Source organism: Paraburkholderia sp. CI3 (genome assembly GCF_050436505.1).
Classification (GTDB): Bacteria; Pseudomonadota; Gammaproteobacteria; order Burkholderiales; family Burkholderiaceae; genus Paraburkholderia; species Paraburkholderia tuberum.
In genome coordinates this window covers 801,008-823,049 of sequence record NZ_JBNDMI010000004.1, presented here as the reverse complement: position 1 = coordinate 823,049, position 22,042 = coordinate 801,008, and the positions used below count along the sequence as shown (strand labels likewise).

Here is a 22,042-nt window from a genome sequence, read left to right as displayed (position 1 = left end):
TAGTCCCACGCGCCGTTCAATATGCACCCGGGCAGCCTGCCCGGGTCGCCTTCAATTCGCCCCGCTGCCGTTATTCAACCCTTCTGTGCCCTGACCGCCCGCATCGGGCGGCACGATGTCGTCCGGCGTCGGGGTTGGCGCGAGCGCTGCCGCACCGCCGCCGTGCGCTTCACCGTCGACGGTATTACCCGGCGCCGGCGCGGGAGCCGACCCCGACCCCGGCGCCGGCAGCAACGGCGGCAACGCGCGCGCTTCGCCCTGCACCGCGGACGCGCCCGCTGCCTCTGACGCCGCCGCCGGTGCCGCCACGGCAGACGTCGGCGGCTGCACCGGCGCCACCGGCGCCACCGGCGCGCGCCGCGCCGGAGCACGTGCCACGACCTGCTTGTCCGGCTGCGCCGGCGTGCGCGTGAACAGGTGCCCGATCCAGTCGCGCAAGCGTTCGGCACGCTCGGCGAACCAGCCCGGCTGCTGCGCGGTATCGAACTTCATGTGGCTGTCGACGAGCCGCGAGCGCTGCGCGCGCTGGAAGAAATCGCCGACGATCGGCAGCGCGCTATGCGCGCCCTGCCCCCAGTAATCGCTGCGCAGCGTCACGCGGCTGTCGTTGAAGCCGACCCACGCCCCCGCCACCAGTTGCGGCTGAATCAGGATGAACCAGCCATCCGCGTTGCCCTGGGTCGTGCCGGTCTTGCCCGCGACATCGCCGCGCACGCCGAAGCGCGTGCGGATGCTCGCGCCGGTGCCGCGGCTGACCACGTCGCGCATCACGTCGACGAGCGTGCGCGCCGTGTCGGCGGGCAGCTCGCGACTCGGCGTGGCCGGCTTGAATTCGGCGAGCAGGTTGCCGTTGCGGTCCTCGATGCGCGTGACCATCAGCGGCTCGACGTAGCCGCCGAGGTTCGCGATCGTGCCGTACGCCGACACCATTTCCTTAAGCGTGACCGGGCTCGTGCCGAGCGCGAGCGACGGCACCGGGTCGAGCTGGCTGTCGCGCACACCCATCGCGCGCGCGAGCTTGGCGACCCTGTTCGGACCCACCGACTCCATCACCTGCGCGGTGATGCGGTTGCGCGAATAGGCGAGCGCGTCGCGCAGGCTGATCATGCGGCCGCTCGGCTCGTCCTCGTCGTTCGGCTTCCAGATTTCGCCGCCGGCGAGTTCGATCTGAACCGGATTGTCCGGCAGTTTGTCGTCCGGCTTCGCGCCGGCCTCGAAGGCCGCCGCGTAGACGAACGGCTTGAAGGTCGAGCCCGGCTGACGGCGCGCCTGCTGCACGTGATCGAACGGATCAACGCCAAAGTCGCGGCTGCCGACCCACGCCTTGATCTCGCCGGTACGTGGGTCCATTGCGAGGAAGTCGGCCTGCACGCGCGTCTTCGTGTCGCACACGCTCTGCACGAGCTTGCGATCGGCGAGCAGGCGTTTCAGCGCGTCGTCGTCGGCGAGGCCCGTGTCTTTGGCCGCGCGGAAGTCAGGCGTTTCGCGCAGGAACGTGCGCAGCAGGTCCTTGTCCGCCGAGCAGCCCGCGCGCGTGCCCCACGCGGAGTTCGCGATGTTCTGCAACTGGTTGCCCTGCAGCGTGACCGCCTGGGTCGCCATCGTCTGCAGACGCGAGTCGATCGTCGTGCGCACGACGAGTCCATCGGAATAGATGTTGTAGTCGTTGCGATCGGCCCACGCGACGAGCCATTTGCGCAGTTGCTGCGTGAAGTGCGGCGCGGGTCCGGGCGGCTCGAGCTGGCGCTCGAAGTCGAGACGCAGCGGCTTGCGGGCGAGCGTGTCGTACTGGGCGGGTGTCAGCTTGCCGTACCTGACCAGCTGCGCGAGCACCGTATTGCGCCGCTGCAAGGCGCGCTCGGGGTTCAGCACCGGGTTGTAGTACGCGTTGCCCTTCAGCATGCCGGTCAGCGTCGCCGCTTCGAGCACGTTCAGGTCGGATGCGGACTTGTCGAAATAGGTGCGCGCAGCCATCTCGATGCCGTACGCGTTGTACAGGAACGGGACCGTATTCAGGTAGGTTTCGAGGATCTCGTTCTTCGTGTAGAACGCCTCGATCTTCAGTGCGGTGATCGCTTCCTTCAGCTTGCGCGTCAACGTCGGCGCGCGGCCGATTTCGTCGGGATACAGATTGCGCGCGAGCTGCTGCGTGATCGTCGAGCCGCCCTGGCGCTCGCCGGAGAACGTGTGCAGCGCGGCCGAAGCGGTGCGCCGCCAGTCGAGCCCGAAATGCTGATAGAAGCGGTGATCCTCGGTGGCGATCAGCGCGTTCACGACGTTCGGCGAGATGTCCTTCAGCTTGACCCACTCGCGGTTCGACGGCTTGAACTCGGCGAGCAGCTTGCCGTCCGCCGACAGGATCTGCGCGGGCTGCTCGATCTTGGCCTTGCGGATGTCGCCGATGCTCGGCGTGAACGGAATCAGCAGCAGCACGTACAGTACGAATAGCACCGGCAGCGCGGCGAGCCCCCACGCGAACGTGCGGCGGGTCGGATGGCGCAGATGCCATGCGGCCTTCGCGAACAGCGGGTTCGCGAGCGTCAGCCCTTTGTCGAGGGCCGCAAGAAAGGAGGAAAAGAGGCGCTTCACTTGCTGTCGTCGGCTGGGAAAGGCGCAATCGTACCAAGATGTGGGGGGTGCGCCGGTTTTTGCTTCGTTCGCGGCATGGAGTGCGGCTCCGGCGGGGCCACTATAATGTCGCCAATTCCGACAAGAGGTGCTTCATGATCATCAAACCGCGTGTGCGTGGCTTCATCTGTGTATCGACCCATCCGACCGGCTGCGAAGCCAACGTCAAGGAACAGATCGAGTATGTGAAGGCACGCGGCCCCATCGCCCACGGCCCGAAGAAGGTGCTCGTGATCGGCGCGTCGACCGGCTATGGCCTCGCCGCCCGCATTAGCGCAGCGTTCGGCTCGGGCGCGTCCACCCTCGGCGTGTTCTTCGAGCGCGCCGGCAGCGAGACCAAGGCTGGCACGGCCGGCTGGTACAACACCGCGGCGTTCGAGAAGTTCGCCACCGCCGAAGGCCTGTACGCGACCAGCATCAACGGCGACGCGTTCTCCGACGAAGTGAAGGCGCGCACGATCGAAGTGATCAAGCGCGATCTCGGCCAGGTCGATCTGGTCGTCTACAGCCTCGCGGCGCCGAAGCGCCAGCACCCGAAGACCGGTGAAGTGTTCAGCTCGGTGCTCAAGCCGATCGGCAAGGCTGTCAATCTGCGCGGCATCGACACCGACAAGGAAGTGATCAAGGAAACCGTGCTCGAACCGGCGACGCCGGAAGAAATCGCGCACACGGTCGCGGTGATGGGCGGCGAGGACTGGCAGATGTGGATGGACGCGTTGGGCGTTGCCGGCGTGCTCGCCGACGGCGCCAGGACCACCGCGTTCACCTACCTCGGCGAGAAGATCACCCACGACATCTACTGGAACGGCTCGATCGGCGCGGCCAAGAAAGATCTCGACCAGAAAGTGCTCGGCATCCGCTCAAAGCTCGCGGCCAAGGGCGGCGATGCGCGCGTCGCGGTGCTGAAGGCAGTCGTCACGCAGGCAAGCTCGGCCATTCCGATGATGCCGCTCTATCTGTCGCTGCTCTTCAAGGTGATGAAGGAAAAAGGCACGCACGAAGGCTGTATCGAGCAGGTCTACGGCCTGTACAAGGACAGCCTCTATGGCAGCCAGCCGCATCTGGACGACGAAGGCCGTCTGCGCGCCGACTACAAGGAACTCGATCCGCAGGTGCAAGGCCGCGTGCAGGAGCTGTGGAACCAGGTGAGCAACGACAACATCTACGAACTCACCGATTTCGCGGGCTACAAGACCGATTTCCTGCGCCTGTTCGGCTTTGAAATGAAGGGCGTCGATTACGACGCGGACGTCAATCCGGACGTGCAGATTCCAAATCTCGTGCAGATTTGATCCACCGGGGGGCGAGCCCGCTTCGCGAGTTCGCCCCTGAGGTTGCCCCTCCTCGCCTCCCTCCCCTCACTCCTTCAACACGTCAGCACGTCAGCATGGATACGCGCCCTGCAACGCGCGCAGAATCGCGAGCCCGATTGGAAAATCCTCGGAAATGCCCGGATGGTTCGCGAAGAACGCGTCGAGCAACGGATAGACCGTCTGGTTGCCGATCGCGAGCGTTGGTGGCGGACAGAACAGCTGCGGCTGTTTCCTCGCGACCAGATCGCCGTTCGCCCAGCCGAACGCGTTGATCGTGCCGGTGATGTACGCCGCATAGATCGAGTTGTTGTCGGCGTGTGCCCAGCGCTTGTATTGCGCGGCCGTCATTTCGGCGCTCGCGTTCAGAGTGAAGCACGCCGCCAGCAAAGCCAGCGCGAATTTCGTTAACCGCATCGTTGAACCTTCAATGTCGCTAGATGGCCGCCATTGTAGGCGACGCGGGGTGCACCGCGCAGCAGCCGTCGAGCGCGGGAATCCGCAAGCAGAGCGTAAACATTGAAGGTGATTCTGTAAGCATCGACAGATTGCAGAAGCGCGCGAATCAACGATCACGGAGTGCCGTTTCGGCAATGCCTGCGATACCCGTCGCGCCCGGCCAGGCGCGCCATATAAGCGGCCAGCGCCGGCAAATCGTCGTGCTGCTGCGGCGTTTCGAGCCAGCGGTTCGCGGACAGCGCGATCGGAATATCGGCGAGCGAAAACGCGTCGCCCGCGATATACGCACCGGTGCGCGCGAGTTGCTGCTCGACGATCACCATATGCTTCGACCAGTTCGCGCACGACGCGGCGATCTGGCGCGGGTCCAGATGCTCGGGCGAGTGCCGCACGAGCGCGAGAAACGCGTAGCTCCACGAGCGGTTCAATTCGCTCGCCTGCCAGTCGATCCATTGATCACAGCGCGCGCGCTCGACCGGATCGGCCGGATACAGCCCGTCACCCCGATAACGGTTCGCGAGGTAACGGATGATCGAGTTCGATTCCCACAACACGAAGTCGCCGTCGCGGATCACGGGGACCATCGCGTTCGGGTTCAGCGCGCGGAATTCGGCGACCTCGGTCGAGCGAAAGCCCGAGCCCCAGTCTTCCTGTTCGAACGCAAGCCCAAGTTCCGCGCAGGTCCACAACACCTTGCGCACGTTGATCGAGGTGGTCTTGCCGAGTATCTGCAGCATGAGTCGTTGGGTGCCGCGTGGATTGAACGGGTTGAAGGAATGAAACTCGGAAGCCAGCCAGTTTGCCTTGCGCGCGGCGCGCCGTCATCCGGTTTTCAGCGTCGCCTGTTCGCGGATCATGTCGTACAGCGCCTGCGCGGCCGGTGACAACTGCGCAGTCTTGCGCGCGACGAGCACCAGCGTGCGCGACACGGTGGGCTGCGTGAGCTCGAGGGTGCGCACGCTCGGATACGCGCCCTTCTGCAGCGCGAGCGCGGGCACCACGGCCGCGCCGACGCGTTGCGCGACGAGTCCGACGGCGGTCGAACTGCGCTGCACCTCGTAGAACGAACGCAGCGCGAGCTCGCTCGATTCCAGCGCGACGTCGAGCAGCGCGCGATTGCCGCTGACCTCGCCGGCGAAAATCAGCGGGAACGGCTGCAACTGCCGCCATGCGATGCGCCGCCGCTTCGCGAGTGGATGGTCCTCGTGGCAGATCAGCACGTAGCGGTCTTCGGTGAGCGGCACGGTGGCGAGATCGGGATGATGCTCTCGCGCGATGTTGATGCCGAACTCGACCTCTCTGCGCAACACGGCCTCCTCCACCGCCGACGACGCATGATCGAGAATCTTGATGCGATTGTGCGGATAGCGCGCCGAATACGCCTGCAGTATGCGCGGCAGATACTGCACGCCGACGGTCGGCACGCACGCGATCGACACGTCGCCGCGTCGCGCGATGCCCGTTTCGCGGATCTCGACGAGCGCGTCCGCCAGCTCGCCGAGCAGCCGACGCGCCTGCGGCAGAAAATTGCGACCGATTTCGGTGAGCGCCATCGAACGCGTGGTGCGCTCGATCAGCGTGACGCCGAGATAGTTTTCGAGCTTGCGCAGCCGCTGCGTGATCGCGGTTTGCGTGACGTGCAGCGAATCCGCCGCGCTCTGGAAGCTGCCGCGATCGGCAATCGCGACGAAAGCCTGCACGCCGAGCGTGTCGATTTTCATTAGAAAAATGAAGTAATCGGGATCATAAATTCATTTTACTCCGGGCTGTCAGCGGCCGAGAATGGCCGCAACGAACCCCGCGAAGGAGCAAAAGATGACCGACAAAACCACGAACGAGCACAGCGATTGGCACGCGAAGCAGTACATGCTGTTCGAGAACGAGCGCACGCGGCCGGTCCGCGATCTGCTCGCGGCGGTGCCCTTGAACGGCGCGCGGCTCGCGGTCGACATCGGCTGCGGCCCGGGCAACTCGACCGAGGTGCTGGCCGAGCGGGTGCCTGGCGCGTCGGTCAGCGGCATCGACCGCTCCGCCGCGATGATCGCGGCGGCCCGTCGGCGGCTGCCGCAATTCCGTTTCGACATCAGCGACGTTTCGACGTGGGACGCGCACGGCCCCTACGACGTGATCCTCGCGAACGCGGTGCTGCAATGGGTGCCGGACCACGAGCGGCTGTTCCCCGCGCTGGTGGCAAAACTTGCCAGGGGCGGCAGCCTCGCCGTGCAGATGCCCGACAATCTCGACGAACCGGCGCACCGGCTGCTGCGCGAAATCGCCATCGACGGGCCTTGGGCGACGAAGCTGAAGGGTGTCGAGCGCACCATGCGCTACGATGCAAACTGGTACTACGCGCTGCTCAAGCCGCTCTGCGCGCGCGTCGACGTGTGGCGCACGGTTTATCACCACCCGCTCGCGGGCGCCGACGCGGTGGTCGAATGGTTCAAGGGCAGCGCGCTGCGGCCGTTTCTCGCCGCGCTCGACGACGTCGAACGCGGCGCGTTTGTGCAACGCTATCGCGACGAAATCGTCAAAGCCTACCCGGCGCTCGCCGATGGCACGGTGCTGCTGCCATTTCCGCGGCTTTTCATCGTCGCGACGCGCGGCGAACGTTGAAGCCGCGCCGGGAACCGCTGCGAGCCGGTAAATGCCGGCGCTTCGGCTGCGGCGGGTCGTCCCGGGGCGATCAGATCGCCGGCGCACCACACTGACGCACCGCCCGAAAACCCCACCTGTGGCGGCGCCGCACGCTAAGGGTGGTCAGGAATTGCCGCCCGGGAATTCCGCATGCTAATGTTTGTAAAAAGCGTGTGTAAAAAGCGGAGGACGGCGCCCGCCGGCCTCACCGGGAAGCCATTTACTGCAGCGAGCGTCGCCATGAGTGATGTACGCCAACATCTGAGTCCCCGTGACCGCCTGGAGCTGTTGTGCTGGCTCACATGCGGAAGCCTCGGCGCTTATTATCTGAACGAAGACTGGCCCGACGCGGCGTTTCACGTGCAGTCCGCGCACAAGTGGCTCGACCGCCGCGCGCGCGAAGCCGACTGGCTGTGCGTCGCGAAGCTGTCGGCCACCGCGGTCGAAATCGCGCGGCGCCACGCGCGCTTCGTCGATGCCGACTGGGCGCGCGACGCGGTTGAAGAAATTCTCGATACCGACGAACTCGACCCGCAAGCCCGGCTCGTCCGGCAGGTTCTGGCCGACTGCCAGAACGCGCTGGCTGACAAGCGGATCGCCGATTAGTCGCGGGCTCGTTTTTCTTCCTTTTTTACAGCGGATTGGGGGCCAATTTTTTGGCCCCTTTTTGCGTTGTTCCGCGCTTCCGTGCACGATGTGCCGCTCGCAGTCGGTAAAAAATGCGGCACCCGCCGTCGCGTACAGCCTACCGGCAGGCGGCCAATCCGCGTGCCGGCTCGGTTCGTGCAATCACCACGGACGCCCGCCCTTCATTCTTCGACCATCGTCTTCAGCTTCAGCAGCGCCTGATCCCACTGCCGCGAAATCGCGTCGAGCGCGCGGCGTGCCGCGTCGAGATGCGCGGGCTCGAACGCCCACAGGCGCTCGCGTCCGACCTTCACGTCGTGAACGAGGCCCGCGTCGGCCAGCACCTGCAGATGCTGCGTGACCGACTGCCGCGTGATGTCGGTGCCGGCCGTCAGCTGCGCGATCGACATCGCACTGCCCGCGCATAACGCCGCGACAAGCCGCAGACGCGTCTCGTCACCGAGCGCCGCGAACACCGCCGCCGAACTGCGCAGTGTCGCCGCCTTGAGGCCCGCCCTCGCGGGGGCCGCCCTAGCTCGCGCCGACATATCGCTCGACGTTGACCATCTGCTGCTCCCAGCCGCCCTCGTTCAGCCGGAACGCTTGCGCGCGGCGCCCGATCGGCAACTGGTCGAAGCCCGATTCGACGACGCGCAGCAGCGTGCCCGACTCGACGTCGCTCAGATCGAATTCCACGAGCGTGGTCGGCTCAGGCGTGTAGTCGATCGTGATGTCGATCGCGGCCGGATGCCAGCGCCACGACAGATGATGCTCGGGCTCGACACGCTCGACCAGCACGTTCATCAGCAAATGCTCATAGCCTGGATAGGTGATGTGCCCCTGCGTGGATTGCCCCGCGACGAACTGCTTGCCGGTGAGATTCACGCCGAACCATTTGCCGAATTCCTCGGCGTTGGACAGCGCGCGCCAGACGCGCGAGCGCGGCGCCTTCAACAGAACCTGCTTTTCGATGCGATCGGTCGATGAGTTCATATGCAGCCTCCTGACTGCATATTAGAAGCACCGCCTCCGATATGCAAGCATTCGACTGCGCTTTGTTCAGAGCATGATGCGTGCGGCGCCGGCACGACCGGACGCCGCGCGCCGCGCCTTACTCCGTCGCATGCGCGTGCATGACGCCGGTTTGCATCGACCACGCCATCCACGGCCGGCGCAGCGCGACGATCGCAAGGAACGCGCAGGCCGACAGCGTGCCGAACGTCGCGAAGCCCATTTGATAGCTGCCGGTGCTTTCCTTCGCGATGCCCATCACGACCGGCAGATAGAAGCCACCGATGCCGCCCGCCGCCCCGACGATGCCGGACATCAGCCCGGTACGGCCGGCCCAGCGATGCGGCACGAGCTGGAACGTCGCGCCATTGCCGAGCCCGAACGCGACATAGAGGCACAGCAGCAACGCAATGCCGCCCGCGAGCGACGGCATCGCCGCCGCGAACAGGAAATCGCAAACCGCGATGATCGCCAGCAGCACGGTCAGCGCGCGCACGCCCGACACGCGGTCGGCAATCAGGCCGCCGAGCGGGCGCACCATCGCGCCGGTCGCGGCGAGCAGCGCCATGAACAGGCCCGCGTCGATTTTCGACAGTTGATACAGGTTGGTCAGCAGCAGCGACACATACGAGGACATGCCGACGAAACCGCCGAACGTGATGCTATAGACGAACATGATGACCCACGTATCGCGCTCGGCGAGCACCGAGCGGTAGCGTTGCGGCAGCACCGCGATCGCCAGCAGCGCACCGATCACCGGCAGCAGCAGCACGCCGGCCTTGCCCGCGCCGAATAGCCCTGCTTCGACGAGCAGCACGAGCGCGATCAGGCCGACCAGCGTCGTCGCGAAACTGCCGAAGGCGCGCAGCACGCTGCCGGTTTTGACGCCCGCGTCGTTGGCCCAGAAGTACAGCGTGATCGCGGCGATCGCGAGCAGCGGCAAGGCGCCGCCCGCGGCGAGTTGCCAACCGTAGCGCGTCGCCAGTTGCGGGAACAGAAAGCCGTCGAGCACCGCGCCGATGTTGCCGGCCGCGGCCAGCCCCAAGACGAGGCCCTGCACTTTCGGCGGATAGTTGCTGCCGGCCATCGGCAGCGCGACCGCGAAGCTGGCGCCGCCGACGCCAAGGAACACGCCGAGCACCAGCAGCATTTCGTACGACGGCACCGATTGCAGCAACGGCAGCACGATCGTCGGCACCGCCGACAGCAGCACGCCCATCAACGCAATGCGTTTGCCGTGCGCGGACTGATACAGATTGCCGAGCGTCACGCGCAGAATCGCCGCGGACAACACCGGCACCGCGACGAGCAGCCCCTGCTGCGCGGGCGTCATCGCGATGCTCTTGCTGATGAACGGCGCGAGCGGCCCATACAGCACCCAGACGGTGAAGCCCGTGTCGAAATACAGAAAGCAGGCGACGAGTGCGCGCCAATCACCGCTTCGCAGGGAGTGCATCACGTTTTTCATCAGAGATCCTCAGTAAATAAAATGCCTGGTAGTCCAGTTGCTGCGTTACTTGTGTTTGGCACCGGCACGTCGCCCGGAGTTTTCACCGGGATCGACATGCAAGCGTCATGCCATCGTGCTGTCTGTTACGAGGCCTTTTTAAAGGCATCTTCTGAAACGCATCGGCGGCTCAATACACGTCGCGTGCATAACGCTTTTCGCGCGTCAGACGGCTCACGTATTCGAGTGCTTTCTCTTCGCTCATGCCACCGTGAGTCGTGATGACGTCCTTCAGCGCCGCATCGACATCGCGCGCCATCCGGTTCGCGTCGCCGCATACATAGAAATGCGCACCGTCTTCGAGCCATGCCCACAGTTGCGCACCGTGTTCGCGCATGCGGTCCTGCACATAGATCTTGTCGGCCTGGTCACGCGAGAACGCGACGTCGAGCCGGGTCAGCAGACCGCTCGCGCGCATCGCTTCGAGTTCGTCGCGATAGTAGAAGTCGGTCGCGGCATGCTGTTCGCCGAAGAACAACCAGTTGCGTCCGCGCTCGCCGCGTGCCTGCCGTTCGTGCAGAAAGCCACGAAACGGTGCGATGCCGGTGCCCGGCCCGACCATGATCATCGGCGTGTCCGATTGATGAGGAGGACGAAAGTGCGCGGACTTCTGCACGAACACGGGCACATCGGTGTCGCTTGCGCGATCCGCGAGAAACGTCGACGACACGCCCTTGCGGTGCCGCCGTCCGTTGCTGTAACGCACCGCCGATACCGTCAGATGCACTTCGCCCGGATGCGCCTTCGGGCTCGATGCGATCGAATACAGACGCGGCTGCAGGCGTTTCAGCATGCCGGTCAGCTCGGCGGCCGAGAGGCTCACCGGAAACTCGTGCAATACGTCGGCGAGCTGCTGTCCCCATAGCCATTGCTTCAGATCCGCCTTGCGTTCGGGCGCGAGCAGATCGCCCAGCGCGCCGTTGCCGCTGCGCGCCGCGACGAACGCGAGCGCTTCGGCGCTCGGCCGCGCGATCTCGTAGTGCTTGCCGAGCGCATCGGCGAGCCGCATGTCGCCGATACCCGCGACGTGCACCGATGCCTCCGCGTGCAGACCGCTCAGCGTGATCAGTTCGTCGACGAGTTCGGGGCAGTTGCTCGGCCACACGCCAAGCGCATCGCCCGCTTCGTATTCGAGGTTCGTCTCGCCCGTTTGCAGCGACACGTAGCGCGTATCCTTCGCGGCGCCCTGCCGGTTCAGGCGCAGATTGCCGACGACGCGCGACGCGGCCGGCCGCGCCTTGGTCGGCACCGCGCCCACCACCGCGTTGATCATGCCGCCAGGCGGCACCGCGTACAGCGCGGCATCCGCCTGCTTGATGCAGACGATCACGCGTTCGAGCCATGCATCGGCGCTTTGCTGATATTCAATATCGCAATCGACGCGCTCGGTCAGACGCAGCGCACCCTGCGCGGCGAGCCGCTCGTCCAGACGGCGGCCGTGACCGCAGAACTGATCGTAGTTGCGATCGCCGAGCGCGAGCACCGCGAAACGCACGCCGTCGAGGCGCGGCGCCGTGGCGGCGTTCAGTTGCGTCCAGAAGTCCTGCGCGTTGTCGGGCGCATCGCCGTCGCCGAACGTGCTCGTCATCAGCAGCACGTATTGCGCCTTCGCGAGCGTCGCGAACGAATAGTCGGCCATGCACGCGGTGCGGATTTCGAAGCCCGATTCCATCAGACGCGTCGCGTAACGCTCGGTCAGCGATTCGGTGTTGCCGGTTTGCGAGGCCCACAACAGCGTGACCTTCGGCCGCACGCGCACGATGCGCACACCCGATTCGCGTGGCTCTTCCTGTGCAAGATTCGGCCGCAAGGCAGCGGTCGACGTCTGGGCCGTCGTCGCGCTGCGGCTATAAAGTCCCGCAAGCAGACCATCGACATAGAGCCGCTTCACCGCATCGAACGGTGCGCTGTGCGGCAGCACCGGCACGTTGACGAGACCTTGCGCTTCGGCCGAACGCAGGCCACTGACGAAACCCGCCAGATACGCGCGCTCCGCATCGCTGAGCGACGGCATGGGCGCGGGCTCGGGCGGCAGTTGCAGCAAAGTGGTGAGGGCTTCGATACGAGGCATGGGTTGATCCTTGGCGCTGGGCGCTAAAACCGCTGCGTCGGCGGGGGTAGAGAGCGCATCGTCGTCATTGCGAGTGCTCGCGTCGCGATCCGCCGTCACCGGACTCAGCGCGACCGCGCAGACTTTCAGTTCGGGCTGCAGAGAAACCGGATCGACCGCGTCGTTGGTCACCGCATTGATGCACAGTTCGTCGCCGAACACGTCGTTCCAGTGCATCGGCGCGAAGCACTGACCCGCGCTCACACGGTCGGTGACGACGGCGGGCAGGACCGCGCGGCCGCGCCGCGAACGGATCTCGACCGCGTCCTTCGCGCGAATCCCGAGTTCGGCCGCGTCGTCCGGATGAATTTCGACGAAGGGTCCCGGGTTCAGCTTGTTCAGCATCGCGACCTTGCCGGTCTTGGTCATCGAGTGCCACTGATGCTGCAGACGGCCCGTGTTCAACACGATCGGAAACTCGCGATCGGGCAACTCGGCCGCGGGCTGATACGCACGCGCGAAAAACTTCGCCCTGCCGCTCGCGGTCGGAAAAGCAATGCGCGGCTGGCCGCCATCTTCAGACTCCCCGAGCGTCTGGCTCACGCCGTCATTCAGATAGCGAAGCGGATTGCGCTTGGACGAATCGGCCGACGCGATCGGCCACTGCAGTGGCGAGTCCTTCAAGCGGCGATGGCTCGCGCCGCGCAGGTCGTAGCCGGTCGCCGGATTCGCCGCGCGCGTGAGTTCGGCGAACACTTCGTCGGCGCTCGCATAGCTGAACGCATCGGCAAAGCCCATTTCACACGCGATGCGCGCGATGATCTGCCAGTCGGGCAGCGCCGCGCCGGGCGGTTCGATGGCCTGCTGCATCAGCGTCAGATTGCGCTCCGAGTTGACCATCACGCCTTCGGCTTCGGCCCACAACGCGCCGGGCAGCAGCACGTCGGCGTAGCGGTTCGTTTCGGTATCGAGGAACGCGTCCTGCGCGATCACGAGTTCGGCCGCGCGCAAACCGGCGATCGCGGTCTGCCGGTTCGCGACGGTCGCGACCGGATTCGTGCAGATGATCCAGCACGCCTTGATGTCGCCCGCGGCCATGCGCGCGAACATGTCGATCGTGCCGTCGCCCGCGTCCGCTTTGAGCGTGCCCGGTGCGATGCCCCACAGTGCTTCGACGAACGCGCGATCTGCGGCGACCAGCGCCGAACGCTGCCCCGGCAGACCAGGGCCCATATAGCCCATTTCGCGGCCGCCCATCGCGTTCGGTTGGCCCGTCAGCGAGAACGGTCCACTGCCGCGCCGGCAGATGCGGCCCGTCGCCAGATGCAGATTGCACAGCGCGTTGGTGTGCCACGTGCCGTGCGTGCTCTGGTTCAGGCCCATCGTCCAGCAACTCATCCAGTCTTTGGCCGACCCGATCATCTGCGCGGCGCGACGGATGTCGTCGGCGGCGAGGCCCGTGATGCGGGCGACGTTCTCCGGCGTGTACCCGGCCAGAAACGCGGGCATCGCGTCCCAGCCTTCGGTGTGTTCGGCGATAAAAGCCGCATCCGTTGCGCCGTTTTCGTGCAGCAGATGCAGCAGACCGTTCAGCAGCGCGAGGTCGGTGCCGGGTTTGATCTGTAGGAACAGATCGGCTTTCACGGCGGTCGTGTTGCGGCGCGGATCGACGACGATCAGCTTCGCGCCCGCCTTCACGCGATCCATCATGCGCAGGAACAGGATCGGGTGGCAGTCGGCCATATTCGCGCCGCTGACGAAAAACAGATCCGCGTGATCGAAGTCTTCGTACGAGCCGGGCGGACCGTCCGCGCCGAGCGACAGCTTGTAGCCGCTCGCCGCGCTCGCCATGCACAGGCGCGAATTCGCTTCGATATTGTTCGTGCCGATAAAGCCCTTCGCGAGCTTGTTGACCAGATACTGCGCTTCGAGCGACATCTGCCCCGACACGTAAAACGACAGCGCATTGGGACCATGCTCGTCGAGCACGCGCCGCAGACGCGCGGCGGTATCGCTCAACGCCTGCGCCATCGGCAGCGGCACCGGGTCTTCGTCGCGCGCACGACGCACGAACGCGCCTTCGAGACGGCCCGACTTGCGCAGCGCGACGTGGGCCGACTGCCCTTTGGTGCAGAGCCGGCCCAGGTTGGCCGGATGCTCCTTGTCGCCAGCGATCTTCACGACCTGGCCGTCCTCGACGTGCAGCACCATGCCGCAGCCGACGCCGCAATACGGACACACGCTCTTTACGCTGGTAGCAGACATGCGCGAATGATCGGGTTGAAACATCAGAACGATGGACAAAGGCCGCTACCTCAAACCGCGACCCACACCTGGCCGTTTTCGACGCGCGTGGCAAATGCGCTGACCGAATACGACGGCGTTTCGAGGCATTCGCCGGTGCGCAGATCGAAGTGATGCTTGTAGATCGCCGACGCGACCACGATGCGCTCGCCGAGGCTGCCGACGAGTCCGCGCGACAGCACCGCCGCGTGCGAACCCGGATCGAAGTTTTCGATCGCGTAGACCGTGGGCTCGGCCGGCGACTCGACCTGGCCGCCATCGACGTGAAACACGGCCACCTGTTCGCCATTGACGAGCGCGCAAACGCCGGTGTTCGGCACGATGTCGTCGAGCGCGCAGACCGCGGTCCAGGCGCGGGGCAAGCGTTCGTTCTTCATGACTGGGCTCCTTTTGAGTTAAGCGGGGATCGGATACGGTCAAACCGTCTCGACGACAACGGGAATCCCGATGCGCTGCACCTGCCGCTCAGCGGGCGTTGCCGGCCGGATCTGTCCGCGCTCCGCGACGAACGCGACGTTGCTATCGGACTCGCCGCTGTTGACGAAATGGCGGAAGCGCTTGCGCGTTTCGGGATCGGTGACGGCCTTTTTCCATTCGCACTCGTACGTGTCGACCACATGCTGCATCTCCACTTCGAGCTCGGTGGCGACGCCAAGGCGATCGTCGACGATCACGTCGATCAGATAGTCGAGCCCGCCTTCGAGGTTGTCGCGCCACACGCTGGTGCGTTGCAATCGGTCGGCGGTGCGCACGTAGAACATCAGGAAGCGGTCGATATAGCGCACGAGCGTCGCCTTATCGAGGTCCGCGGCGAGCAGTTCCGCGTGCCGCGGCTTCATGCCGCCGTTGCCGCACACGTACAGATTCCAGCCCTTCTCGGTCGCGATCACGCCGACGTCCTTGCCCTGCGCTTCCGCGCATTCGCGGGTGCAGCCCGACACGCCGAACTTGATCTTGTGCGGCGTGCGCAGGCCCTTGTAGCGATTCTCGAGTTCGACCGCGAGACCGACCGAATCGCCGACGCCATAGCGGCACCACGTCGAGCCGACGCACGACTTCACCGTACGCAGCGATTTGCCGTACGCGTGACCCGATTCGAAGCCGGCCGCGATCAGCTCTTCCCAGATCGACGGCAATTGCTCGACGCGCGCGCCGAACAGATCGACACGCTGGCCGCCGGTGATCTTCGTGTAGAGGCCATATTTCTTCGCGACCTGCGCGACCGCGATCAGGCCGTCGGGCGTCACTTCGCCGCCCGGCATGCGCGGCACGACCGAATAGGTGCCGTCGCGCTGGATGTTCGCGAGGTAGTAGTCGTTGGTGTCCTGCAGCGACGCGTGCTCCTTCTTCAGCACGAATTCGTTCCAGCACGACGCGAGAATGCTCGCGACCGCCGGCTTGCAGATGTCGCAACCGAGCCCGCGGCCATGCTTCGCGAGCAGCGCGCCGAAACTGCGCACTCCCTCGACGCGCACGAGGTGATACAGCTCCTGGCGCGAATACGGGAAGTGCTCGCAGACGTGGTTGTTCACCGCGAGGCCCTGCTTCTTCATCTCGGCCTTCATCACCTGCGTGACGAGCGGCACGCAGCCGCCGCACGAAGTGCCCGCGCCGGTCGCGCTCTTCAACGCGCCGATGTCGGTCGCGCCCGCGCACACGGCTGCGCACAGCTCGCCCTTCGACACGTTGTTGCACGAGCAGATCTGTGCGGCCGCGGGCAACGCCTCGACGCCGAGCGCCGGCTTCGCGCTGCCGTCCGCTTGCGGCAGGATCAGGAATTCGGGGGACGCTGGCAGCTCGATGCGGTTCAGCATCATCTGCAGCAGCGTGCCGTATTCGCTCGCGTCGCCGACCATCACGCCGCCGAGCAGATGCTTGCCGCAATCGGACACGACGAGCTTCTTGTAGATCTGCTTGCGTTCGTCGCTGAACTGGTAGGTGCGGCTGCCCGGCGTATTGCCGTGCGCGTCGCCGATGCTGGCGACGTCGACGCCCATCAGCTTCAGCTTCGTGCTCATGTCGGCGCCGGCGAATTCGGCCGGGTCGCCGAGCAACTGCTTCGCGACCACGCGCGCCATCTCGTAGCCGGGCGCGACGAGCCCGAACAGCTGGCCGTGCCACAGCGCGCATTCGCCGATCGCATAGATGTGCGGATCGCTGGTGCGGCACGCGTCGTCGATGGCGATGCCGCCGCGCGCGCCGAGTTCGAGGCCGCATGCGCGCGCGAGATCGTCGCGCGGACGGATGCCGGCGGAGAACACGATCATGTCGGTGTCGAGATGGCTGTCGTCGGCGAACTGCATGCGGTGCGTGCCCGCTTCGCCGTCGACGATCGCCGTCGTGTTCTTCTGCGTGTGCACCGTGACGCCAAGCTCTTCGATCCGGCCGCGCAATACGCGGCCGCCGCCGTCGTCGACCTGCACCGCCATCAGGCGGGGCGCGAATTCGACCACGTGCGTTTGCAGACCCATGTCGCGCAGCGCCTTCGCGCATTCGAGACCGAGCAGGCCCCCGCCCACGACCGTGCCCGTTTTCGAGCGGGCGCCGCATTCGCGCATCGCTTCGAGATCGTCGATCGTTCGATAGACGAAGCAGTCGCCGCGCTCGCGGCCCGGCACCGGCGGCACGAACGGATAGGAGCCGGTCGCGAACACGAGGCGGTCGTACGGCAGCGTTTCGCCGGTCGCGACCGTCACCGTGCGCGCGTCGCGATCGACCGCGACCGCCCGCGCGTTCAGCTTCAGTTGCACGCCGTGGCGCTCGAAGAAGCCCGGCTCGACGAGCGACAGGTCATCGGCGGTCTTGCCCGAGAAGAACTCGGACAGATGCACGCGATCGTAGGCCGGTCGCGATTCTTCGCCCAGCACCGTGATGTCGAGATCGTGCGCGGCCCGTTGCGCCAGGCATTCGACCAGTTTGTGGCCGACCATCCCGTGACCGATAACGATGATTTTCATGAGCGCGCTGTCCTCTGGTGTCTGGCGAAAGCGATTGCGGAAATAAAAACGGCGTCCCGCGAATCCAGCCGAGGGGCCGAATTCGGGGGACGCCGTTGTCCTGTTGGGTGCTGCGGGGCGCGTGCAGTTGTGCTGCAAGCGCGACGAACCCACGTTGGTCCGATGGCAACGCTTATCGCAAGGGCTGTGCCAATTTCGATAAATGCGCCCGAAAGCGCGGTGTGGCGGGGATTTGCGGCAAGTCGCGCGGCTTCGGACCGGATCCCGCACGCGACGCGTTTTGAGGCGGCCAAGCACAGGGATGGTGCGACGCAGCACTGTCGACGTGCGAAACGAAGGCCTCGGGCGTGCGATCGCCGTCATGTTTTCCGCGTGAATCGCAATGGGTGGCAACGGCTTGCGCGCCTTGATCGGATCGATGGCGTGGTCCTTGCATTGCTCTTGCGCAACGTCATCGCGGCAACGTCGTCGCGACGCGCAGACTCAACCATCGACAGGCAATGCAATGGACAACGGCGTCCCCTCGTGATCTTCACGGGCGGGCGCCGTTTTCGTTTCGGGCCAACGGAAACCAACGGCATAAGGACACCAACATGAACACCAACACCGGCAAGGTCACGCTGCTGAGTGCGGGCCCGGGCGACCTCGACTTGCTGACGCTGAAGGCCGTCAAGGCGCTCGCGGCCGCCGACGTCGTGCTGCTCGACGACCTCGCAAATCCCGACATCGTGACCCTCGCGCCGCACGCGCGCGTGATTCGCGTCGGCAAACGCGGCGGCTGCCGCTCGACGCCGCAGGCGTTCATCGAGCGGCTGATGCGGCGTTATGCGCTGAAGGGTCTGCACGTGGTGCGCGTCAAAGGCGGCGAAGCGCTGCTGTTCGGTCGCGCGGGCGAGGAACTCGCGGTGCTGCGCGATGCGGGCCTCGCGGTCGAGATCGTCAACGGCATCTCGTCGGGCTTCGCGGCCGCCGCGGGCCTCGGCATGTCGCTCACGCATCGGCGGCATTGCCACGGCGTGAGCTTCGTCACCGCGCACACCGAAGATCACGGCGAGCCGGACTGGAGCACCCTTGCCGCGACGCGCACGACGCTCGCGATCTATATGGGCATGCGGCGCATCGACGGCATCGCCGCCGCGTTGCTCGCGCACCTGCCGGCCGAAACGCCGGCCGCGGTCGTGCAGTGGGCCGGAGGCAGCGACGAGCGGCGCCTGTTGACGCGGCTCGATCGGCTCGCCGCCGATGCGCTCGGCGCCGGCTTCGGCAGTCCGGCGGTGATTCTGGTGGGCAATGCGGTTGGCGAGAGCGCCGAAGCGCCTTGCTGGGAACGCGAAGTTCGCGGCAATCGAGATGGGCAAACACTACCCGCGTCGGCCATGGCGCGGGCAGCCTGATCGGCGCTCGAAGCGGGCCTCGCCCGCCTTTCATCCCATCAATCGCCGAACCCTAGCTCCGCGTCGACCTGCTGCCCGACGCGCAGCCAGGCCCCCGCCCCGCTCGCGACCAGCGCGTTGTTGCCGAACGTGACCGCGCCGTCGAAGCGTTCGCTGACGCGGTAACCGAGCATCGTGTCGGTCGGCTCGTTCGGCCAGTCGGGATCGGGCGCGCCGCGCGCCTGATCGATGGTCGGCATCGGACAGCGCGAGCACAGCTTGACGAGCCGTAACTCGACGCGCGCGCTCGAGTCCGCATTCGCGCCGACGGCGAGTGTCTCGACATAGTCCTCTTCATAGGCATCGAGGCCGCTGAGCACGATATTGGGCCTGAAGCGATCGATTCTGATCGACGGTGCGCCTTTGCCGTTCAGGCGCGCGTTCAGATCGTCGAGCGAGGCCTGGCCGACCACCAGCAGCGGAAAGCCATCGGCAAACAAGGTCGTGGCGCCCCCCGTGCTGTCCGTATAGTCCGGATCGACGACGCGTTCCCGCTCGGGATCGAAGCGCAGCAAGCGCGCGGGCAGACCGAGGAACTCCGTGAACCAGGCCGCCGTTTCTTCGCCGGTGTCGAGCCCGTAGGCCGCGTCGCGCCACACCGCGGTAGCGACCCTGGGTGCCGCGGCGAGCCGCGCGGCATCGAGCGGCGTGCGCAGCTCACGCATGCCCGGCGCGCTGACGATCAGATCCTCTGCGCCGAGTTCGACCTTGATCAGCGCCATGCGCGGATATGCGCGCTGCGTGAACATCGCGCCTTCGGGATCGACGATCATCCAGTTGCGGTCGTATTCGAGGCCCGTCGCCAACAGCCGCGCCTCGGTGAGCGCGATGCCCGCGCAGGATTTGATCGGATAGACGAATAGTTCGTTGATGGTAGGCATGGTTGCACGCGCGTCGGGAGCGCAGTTCCGGCGAAAATCGGGGGACTGAAAGTAGATCCGTATAGTACCGAAATTAGCGTTGACGTGGACGTGCGAGCCGGACCCTCTCATCGGGCTTTTTTAAGCTTGTTTTAAAAGTGGCGACCTAGAGTCGAATCACAGCAGCATGGAGAACGCATCGGACAGACGCGTTACTCCGACTCAACCGACTCAACTGCTCGTGTCGGGGGGCATGTGATGCGACGCGACAACCTCAAATACTTCCTGATCGTGGAATGTCTGACCGTGGCGGTGTCCGCGGGCTGCATGGCGCAATCCCCTCCGAACAACGTAAGCTCTGGAGCGAATGTGCCGGCTGCCAGGCTTCCAGGCCACGACACGGCGCCCGCGATAGTGACGGACTTCTCGCGCCTCGTCAGCGAAGAAGGCAAAGCAGTCGTCAATATCAGCGTGACAGCGGCTCAACCCGTCGCCACCTTCACTCCCCTCTGGCCGCCGGCCGGCAGCGAAGACAATCCTTTTACCCGGCAGTTCCAGCAGTTCGCCTACGCCCCTCCTGGCGCGACAGGCCTGGCTTCGCAACGCAGCGGCTCTGGATTCATCATCGCCGCCGATGGATACATTCTCACCGACTCCAGCCTGATAACCAAAGCAACCCGAATCAGCGTGACGCTAAAGGACGGTCGCAGGTTCAAGGCCACGGTGGTCGGCGACGACCCAGCGAGCGGTATCGCGCTGCTCAAGATTCCCGCCACCAAACTGCCGACAGTCAAAATTGGCTCACCGTCCGCGAACAAGGCCGGTCAGTGGGTCGTCTCGATCGGCTCCCCTTATGGACTGAACGACACGGTGACGGCAGGCATCATCAGCAACATGTCGCGGCCTTTGCCAGGCGAGTCGTATGTACCGCTTATCCAGACTGACGTGACCGAAAATGCGGGCGATGCAGGCAGCCCGGTGTTCAGTCTGAACGGCAACGTCATTGGGATCGAAATGCCTATCACGAAAGAGATCGGCGACGTTGAAGGAGCCGCGTTCGTGCTGCCGATCGATGAAGCGATGAAAGTTGCCCGACAGTTGCAACTGCACCACGAGGCGGAACACGGACGCCTCGGCATCACGATTCAGGATGTCAGCTGGCCGCTTGCGCAATCTTTCGGTCTGAACAGGCCGCAAGGGGCGCTCGTCAGCTCGGTCGACCCGCGAGGACCGGCTGCCAGGTCCGGTCTCAGACCCGGCGACGTCATCATGAAGATCAATGGCGTTGATATTCCAGATTCGACCCAGTTGCCCGTCACAGTAGCCGATCTCAAACCGGGCACATCCGTCCATCTCGTGTACTGGCGCGATGACGCCATGCACGATACGACAGTCGCGCTTGGCAGTCTGAATGCCACTCCTGCCGAGACCCCGGCCATTGCGCAGGTCGCAGCTCCCGATGGGTTGACCGTGCGTGGTTTGACCGCACAGGAGCGACACGACGCAGGTGTCGAAGGTGGTGTCCTGGTCGAAAAAAGCACGGGGGCCGGCGCGCTCGCCGGCATCGAACCGGGAGACATCATCCTGATGGTCGACAGCACTCACGTATCAAGTCCCGCCCAGTTCCGGCGGAAAGCGGCGAACAGCGGTAACGCGGTCGCGCTATTGGTCCAACGCGACGGACAGCGCATGTTCGTCACCATCGACATGGGCTAGGGTCTGTTTATCTATGTAAATAGACCCTGGCAGCGCAGTGGCGGCGCGTACCTCATCGCCACACGTTACGAGGAGCTCGAAATGAACCAGCATGCAATCGTCAAAGTTGGCTTGACCGCACTCGCACTGGGTGCAAGCGTCCAATACGCGTTCGCGGCAACTCAGCCTGTACCCGCGGTACAGCACGAGGGTGAGGTTACGTTCCTGAGCGGCGGGATCGGCCTTGGCCAATCCACCGCTATCAAGGAGGTCATGCCAAGGTATCCACTCACGCTCGAGTTTGCGGGCAAGGCGGCTAGCGGCAACGAATACCTTGCGAATATCCCGGTGACGCTATCCGACATGCACGGCAATACGATATTGCAGACCACCGCAAAGGGTCCTTTCCTGTTGGCGTCGCTGCCTCACGGCCGGTATAGCGTGAGCGCCACATATAACGGCAAGACGGAGCGCAGGGACGTGAATATCGCTCCGTCGTCGCATGTGCATGAAGTGTTCCTGTGGTCGATGTAGACCGGCGTTTCGCCTTTCTGGCCGCACGCGATC

17 protein-coding genes are annotated in these 22,042 nt (G+C 65.2%); 6 read left to right on the top strand and 11 right to left on the bottom strand.

Features of this window, described 5'->3' with window-relative positions; genetic code table 11:
- Positions 1–51 precede the first annotated feature (51 nt).
- Positions 52–2,589, bottom strand: coding sequence for a penicillin-binding protein 1A (locus OKW29_RS25260; protein WP_429293026.1), 2,538 nt, complete (start codon positions 2,587–2,589; stop codon positions 52–54).
- Between the two features lie 134 nt (positions 2,590–2,723).
- Here OKW29_RS25260 and fabV point away from each other — a divergent pair, with 134 nt between their 5' ends.
- Positions 2,724–3,920: an enoyl-ACP reductase FabV gene (gene fabV / locus OKW29_RS25255; RefSeq protein WP_429293025.1), complete on the top strand. Its 1,197-nt coding sequence runs from the start codon at positions 2,724–2,726 to the stop codon at positions 3,918–3,920.
- Between the two features lie 90 nt (positions 3,921–4,010).
- Here the strand turns inward: fabV and OKW29_RS25250 are convergent, their stop codons facing one another.
- The 3 genes from OKW29_RS25250 to OKW29_RS25240 all read right to left on the bottom strand — a co-directional run bounded on the left by OKW29_RS25250 (position 4,011) and on the right by OKW29_RS25240 (position 6,118).
- Complete coding sequence (locus tag OKW29_RS25250; protein WP_090804882.1) at positions 4,011–4,355, bottom strand: hypothetical protein; 345 nt, start codon at positions 4,353–4,355, stop codon at positions 4,011–4,013.
- 155 nt (positions 4,356–4,510) lie between these two features.
- Positions 4,511–5,134 carry a glutathione S-transferase family protein gene (locus OKW29_RS25245; RefSeq protein WP_429293024.1) on the bottom strand — a complete coding sequence of 208 codons (624 nt, stop codon included), beginning with the start codon at positions 5,132–5,134 and terminating at the stop codon, positions 4,511–4,513.
- A gap of 84 nt (positions 5,135–5,218) precedes the next feature.
- A complete protein-coding gene (locus OKW29_RS25240; protein WP_429293023.1) occupies positions 5,219–6,118 on the bottom strand; it encodes a LysR substrate-binding domain-containing protein in 900 nt (299 codons plus the stop codon).
- Between the two features lie 94 nt (positions 6,119–6,212).
- Here OKW29_RS25240 and tam point away from each other — a divergent pair, with 94 nt between their 5' ends.
- Both tam and OKW29_RS25230 read left to right on the top strand, forming a co-directional pair.
- Positions 6,213–7,010: a trans-aconitate 2-methyltransferase gene (gene tam / locus OKW29_RS25235; RefSeq protein ID WP_429293022.1), complete on the top strand. Its 798-nt coding sequence runs from the start codon at positions 6,213–6,215 to the stop codon at positions 7,008–7,010.
- A 261-nt stretch (positions 7,011–7,271) separates the two neighbouring features.
- Positions 7,272–7,637, top strand: coding sequence for a hypothetical protein (locus OKW29_RS25230; RefSeq protein ID WP_026225375.1), 366 nt, complete (start codon positions 7,272–7,274; stop codon positions 7,635–7,637).
- Between the two features lie 203 nt (positions 7,638–7,840).
- Here OKW29_RS25230 and OKW29_RS25225 read toward each other — a convergent pair whose 3' ends face one another.
- The 6 genes from OKW29_RS25225 to nirB all read right to left on the bottom strand — a co-directional run bounded on the left by OKW29_RS25225 (position 7,841) and on the right by nirB (position 17,487).
- On the bottom strand, positions 7,841–8,206 hold the full coding sequence (locus OKW29_RS25225; RefSeq protein ID WP_184033686.1) for an ArsR/SmtB family transcription factor: 366 nt from the start codon (positions 8,204–8,206) through the stop codon (positions 7,841–7,843).
- Positions 8,190–8,651 (bottom strand): SRPBCC family protein, encoded by a 462-nt coding sequence (locus tag OKW29_RS25220; protein WP_429293021.1) that lies wholly within the window; start codon positions 8,649–8,651, stop codon positions 8,190–8,192. The genes OKW29_RS25225 and OKW29_RS25220 overlap by 17 nt, the downstream gene beginning before the upstream one ends.
- Positions 8,652–8,769: 118 nt before the next feature.
- Positions 8,770–10,137: an MFS transporter gene (locus OKW29_RS25215; RefSeq protein ID WP_184074054.1), complete on the bottom strand. Its 1,368-nt coding sequence runs from the start codon at positions 10,135–10,137 to the stop codon at positions 8,770–8,772.
- 169 nt (positions 10,138–10,306) lie between these two features.
- Complete coding sequence (locus OKW29_RS25210; protein WP_429293020.1) at positions 10,307–14,491, bottom strand: molybdopterin-dependent oxidoreductase; 4,185 nt, start codon at positions 14,489–14,491, stop codon at positions 10,307–10,309.
- 50 nt (positions 14,492–14,541) lie between these two features.
- Positions 14,542–14,907, bottom strand: coding sequence for a nitrite reductase small subunit NirD (nirD, locus tag OKW29_RS25205; RefSeq protein ID WP_429293019.1), 366 nt, complete (start codon positions 14,905–14,907; stop codon positions 14,542–14,544).
- Positions 14,908–14,946: 39 nt separating this feature from the next.
- A complete protein-coding gene (gene nirB / locus OKW29_RS25200; RefSeq protein ID WP_429293018.1) occupies positions 14,947–17,487 on the bottom strand; it encodes a nitrite reductase large subunit NirB in 2,541 nt (846 codons plus the stop codon).
- Positions 17,488–18,080: 593 nt separating this feature from the next.
- Between nirB and cobA the strand changes: the two genes are divergently transcribed.
- Positions 18,081–18,881 (top strand): uroporphyrinogen-III C-methyltransferase, encoded by an 801-nt coding sequence (cobA, locus tag OKW29_RS25195; RefSeq protein WP_429293017.1) that lies wholly within the window; start codon positions 18,081–18,083, stop codon positions 18,879–18,881.
- A gap of 38 nt (positions 18,882–18,919) precedes the next feature.
- Here the strand turns inward: cobA and OKW29_RS25190 are convergent, their stop codons facing one another.
- A complete protein-coding gene (locus OKW29_RS25190; RefSeq protein WP_429293016.1) occupies positions 18,920–19,801 on the bottom strand; it encodes an MOSC domain-containing protein in 882 nt (293 codons plus the stop codon).
- Positions 19,802–20,038: 237 nt separating this feature from the next.
- On the opposite strand from OKW29_RS25190, the gene OKW29_RS25185 reads away from it, so the two are divergent.
- Entirely contained in the window at positions 20,039–21,496 is a 1,458-nt protein-coding gene (locus tag OKW29_RS25185) for a trypsin-like peptidase domain-containing protein (RefSeq protein ID WP_429293015.1), read from the top strand.
- A gap of 81 nt (positions 21,497–21,577) precedes the next feature.
- Positions 21,578–22,009: a carboxypeptidase regulatory-like domain-containing protein gene (locus OKW29_RS25180; RefSeq protein ID WP_429293014.1), complete on the top strand. Its 432-nt coding sequence runs from the start codon at positions 21,578–21,580 to the stop codon at positions 22,007–22,009.
- Positions 22,010–22,042: the final 33 nt, after the last annotated feature.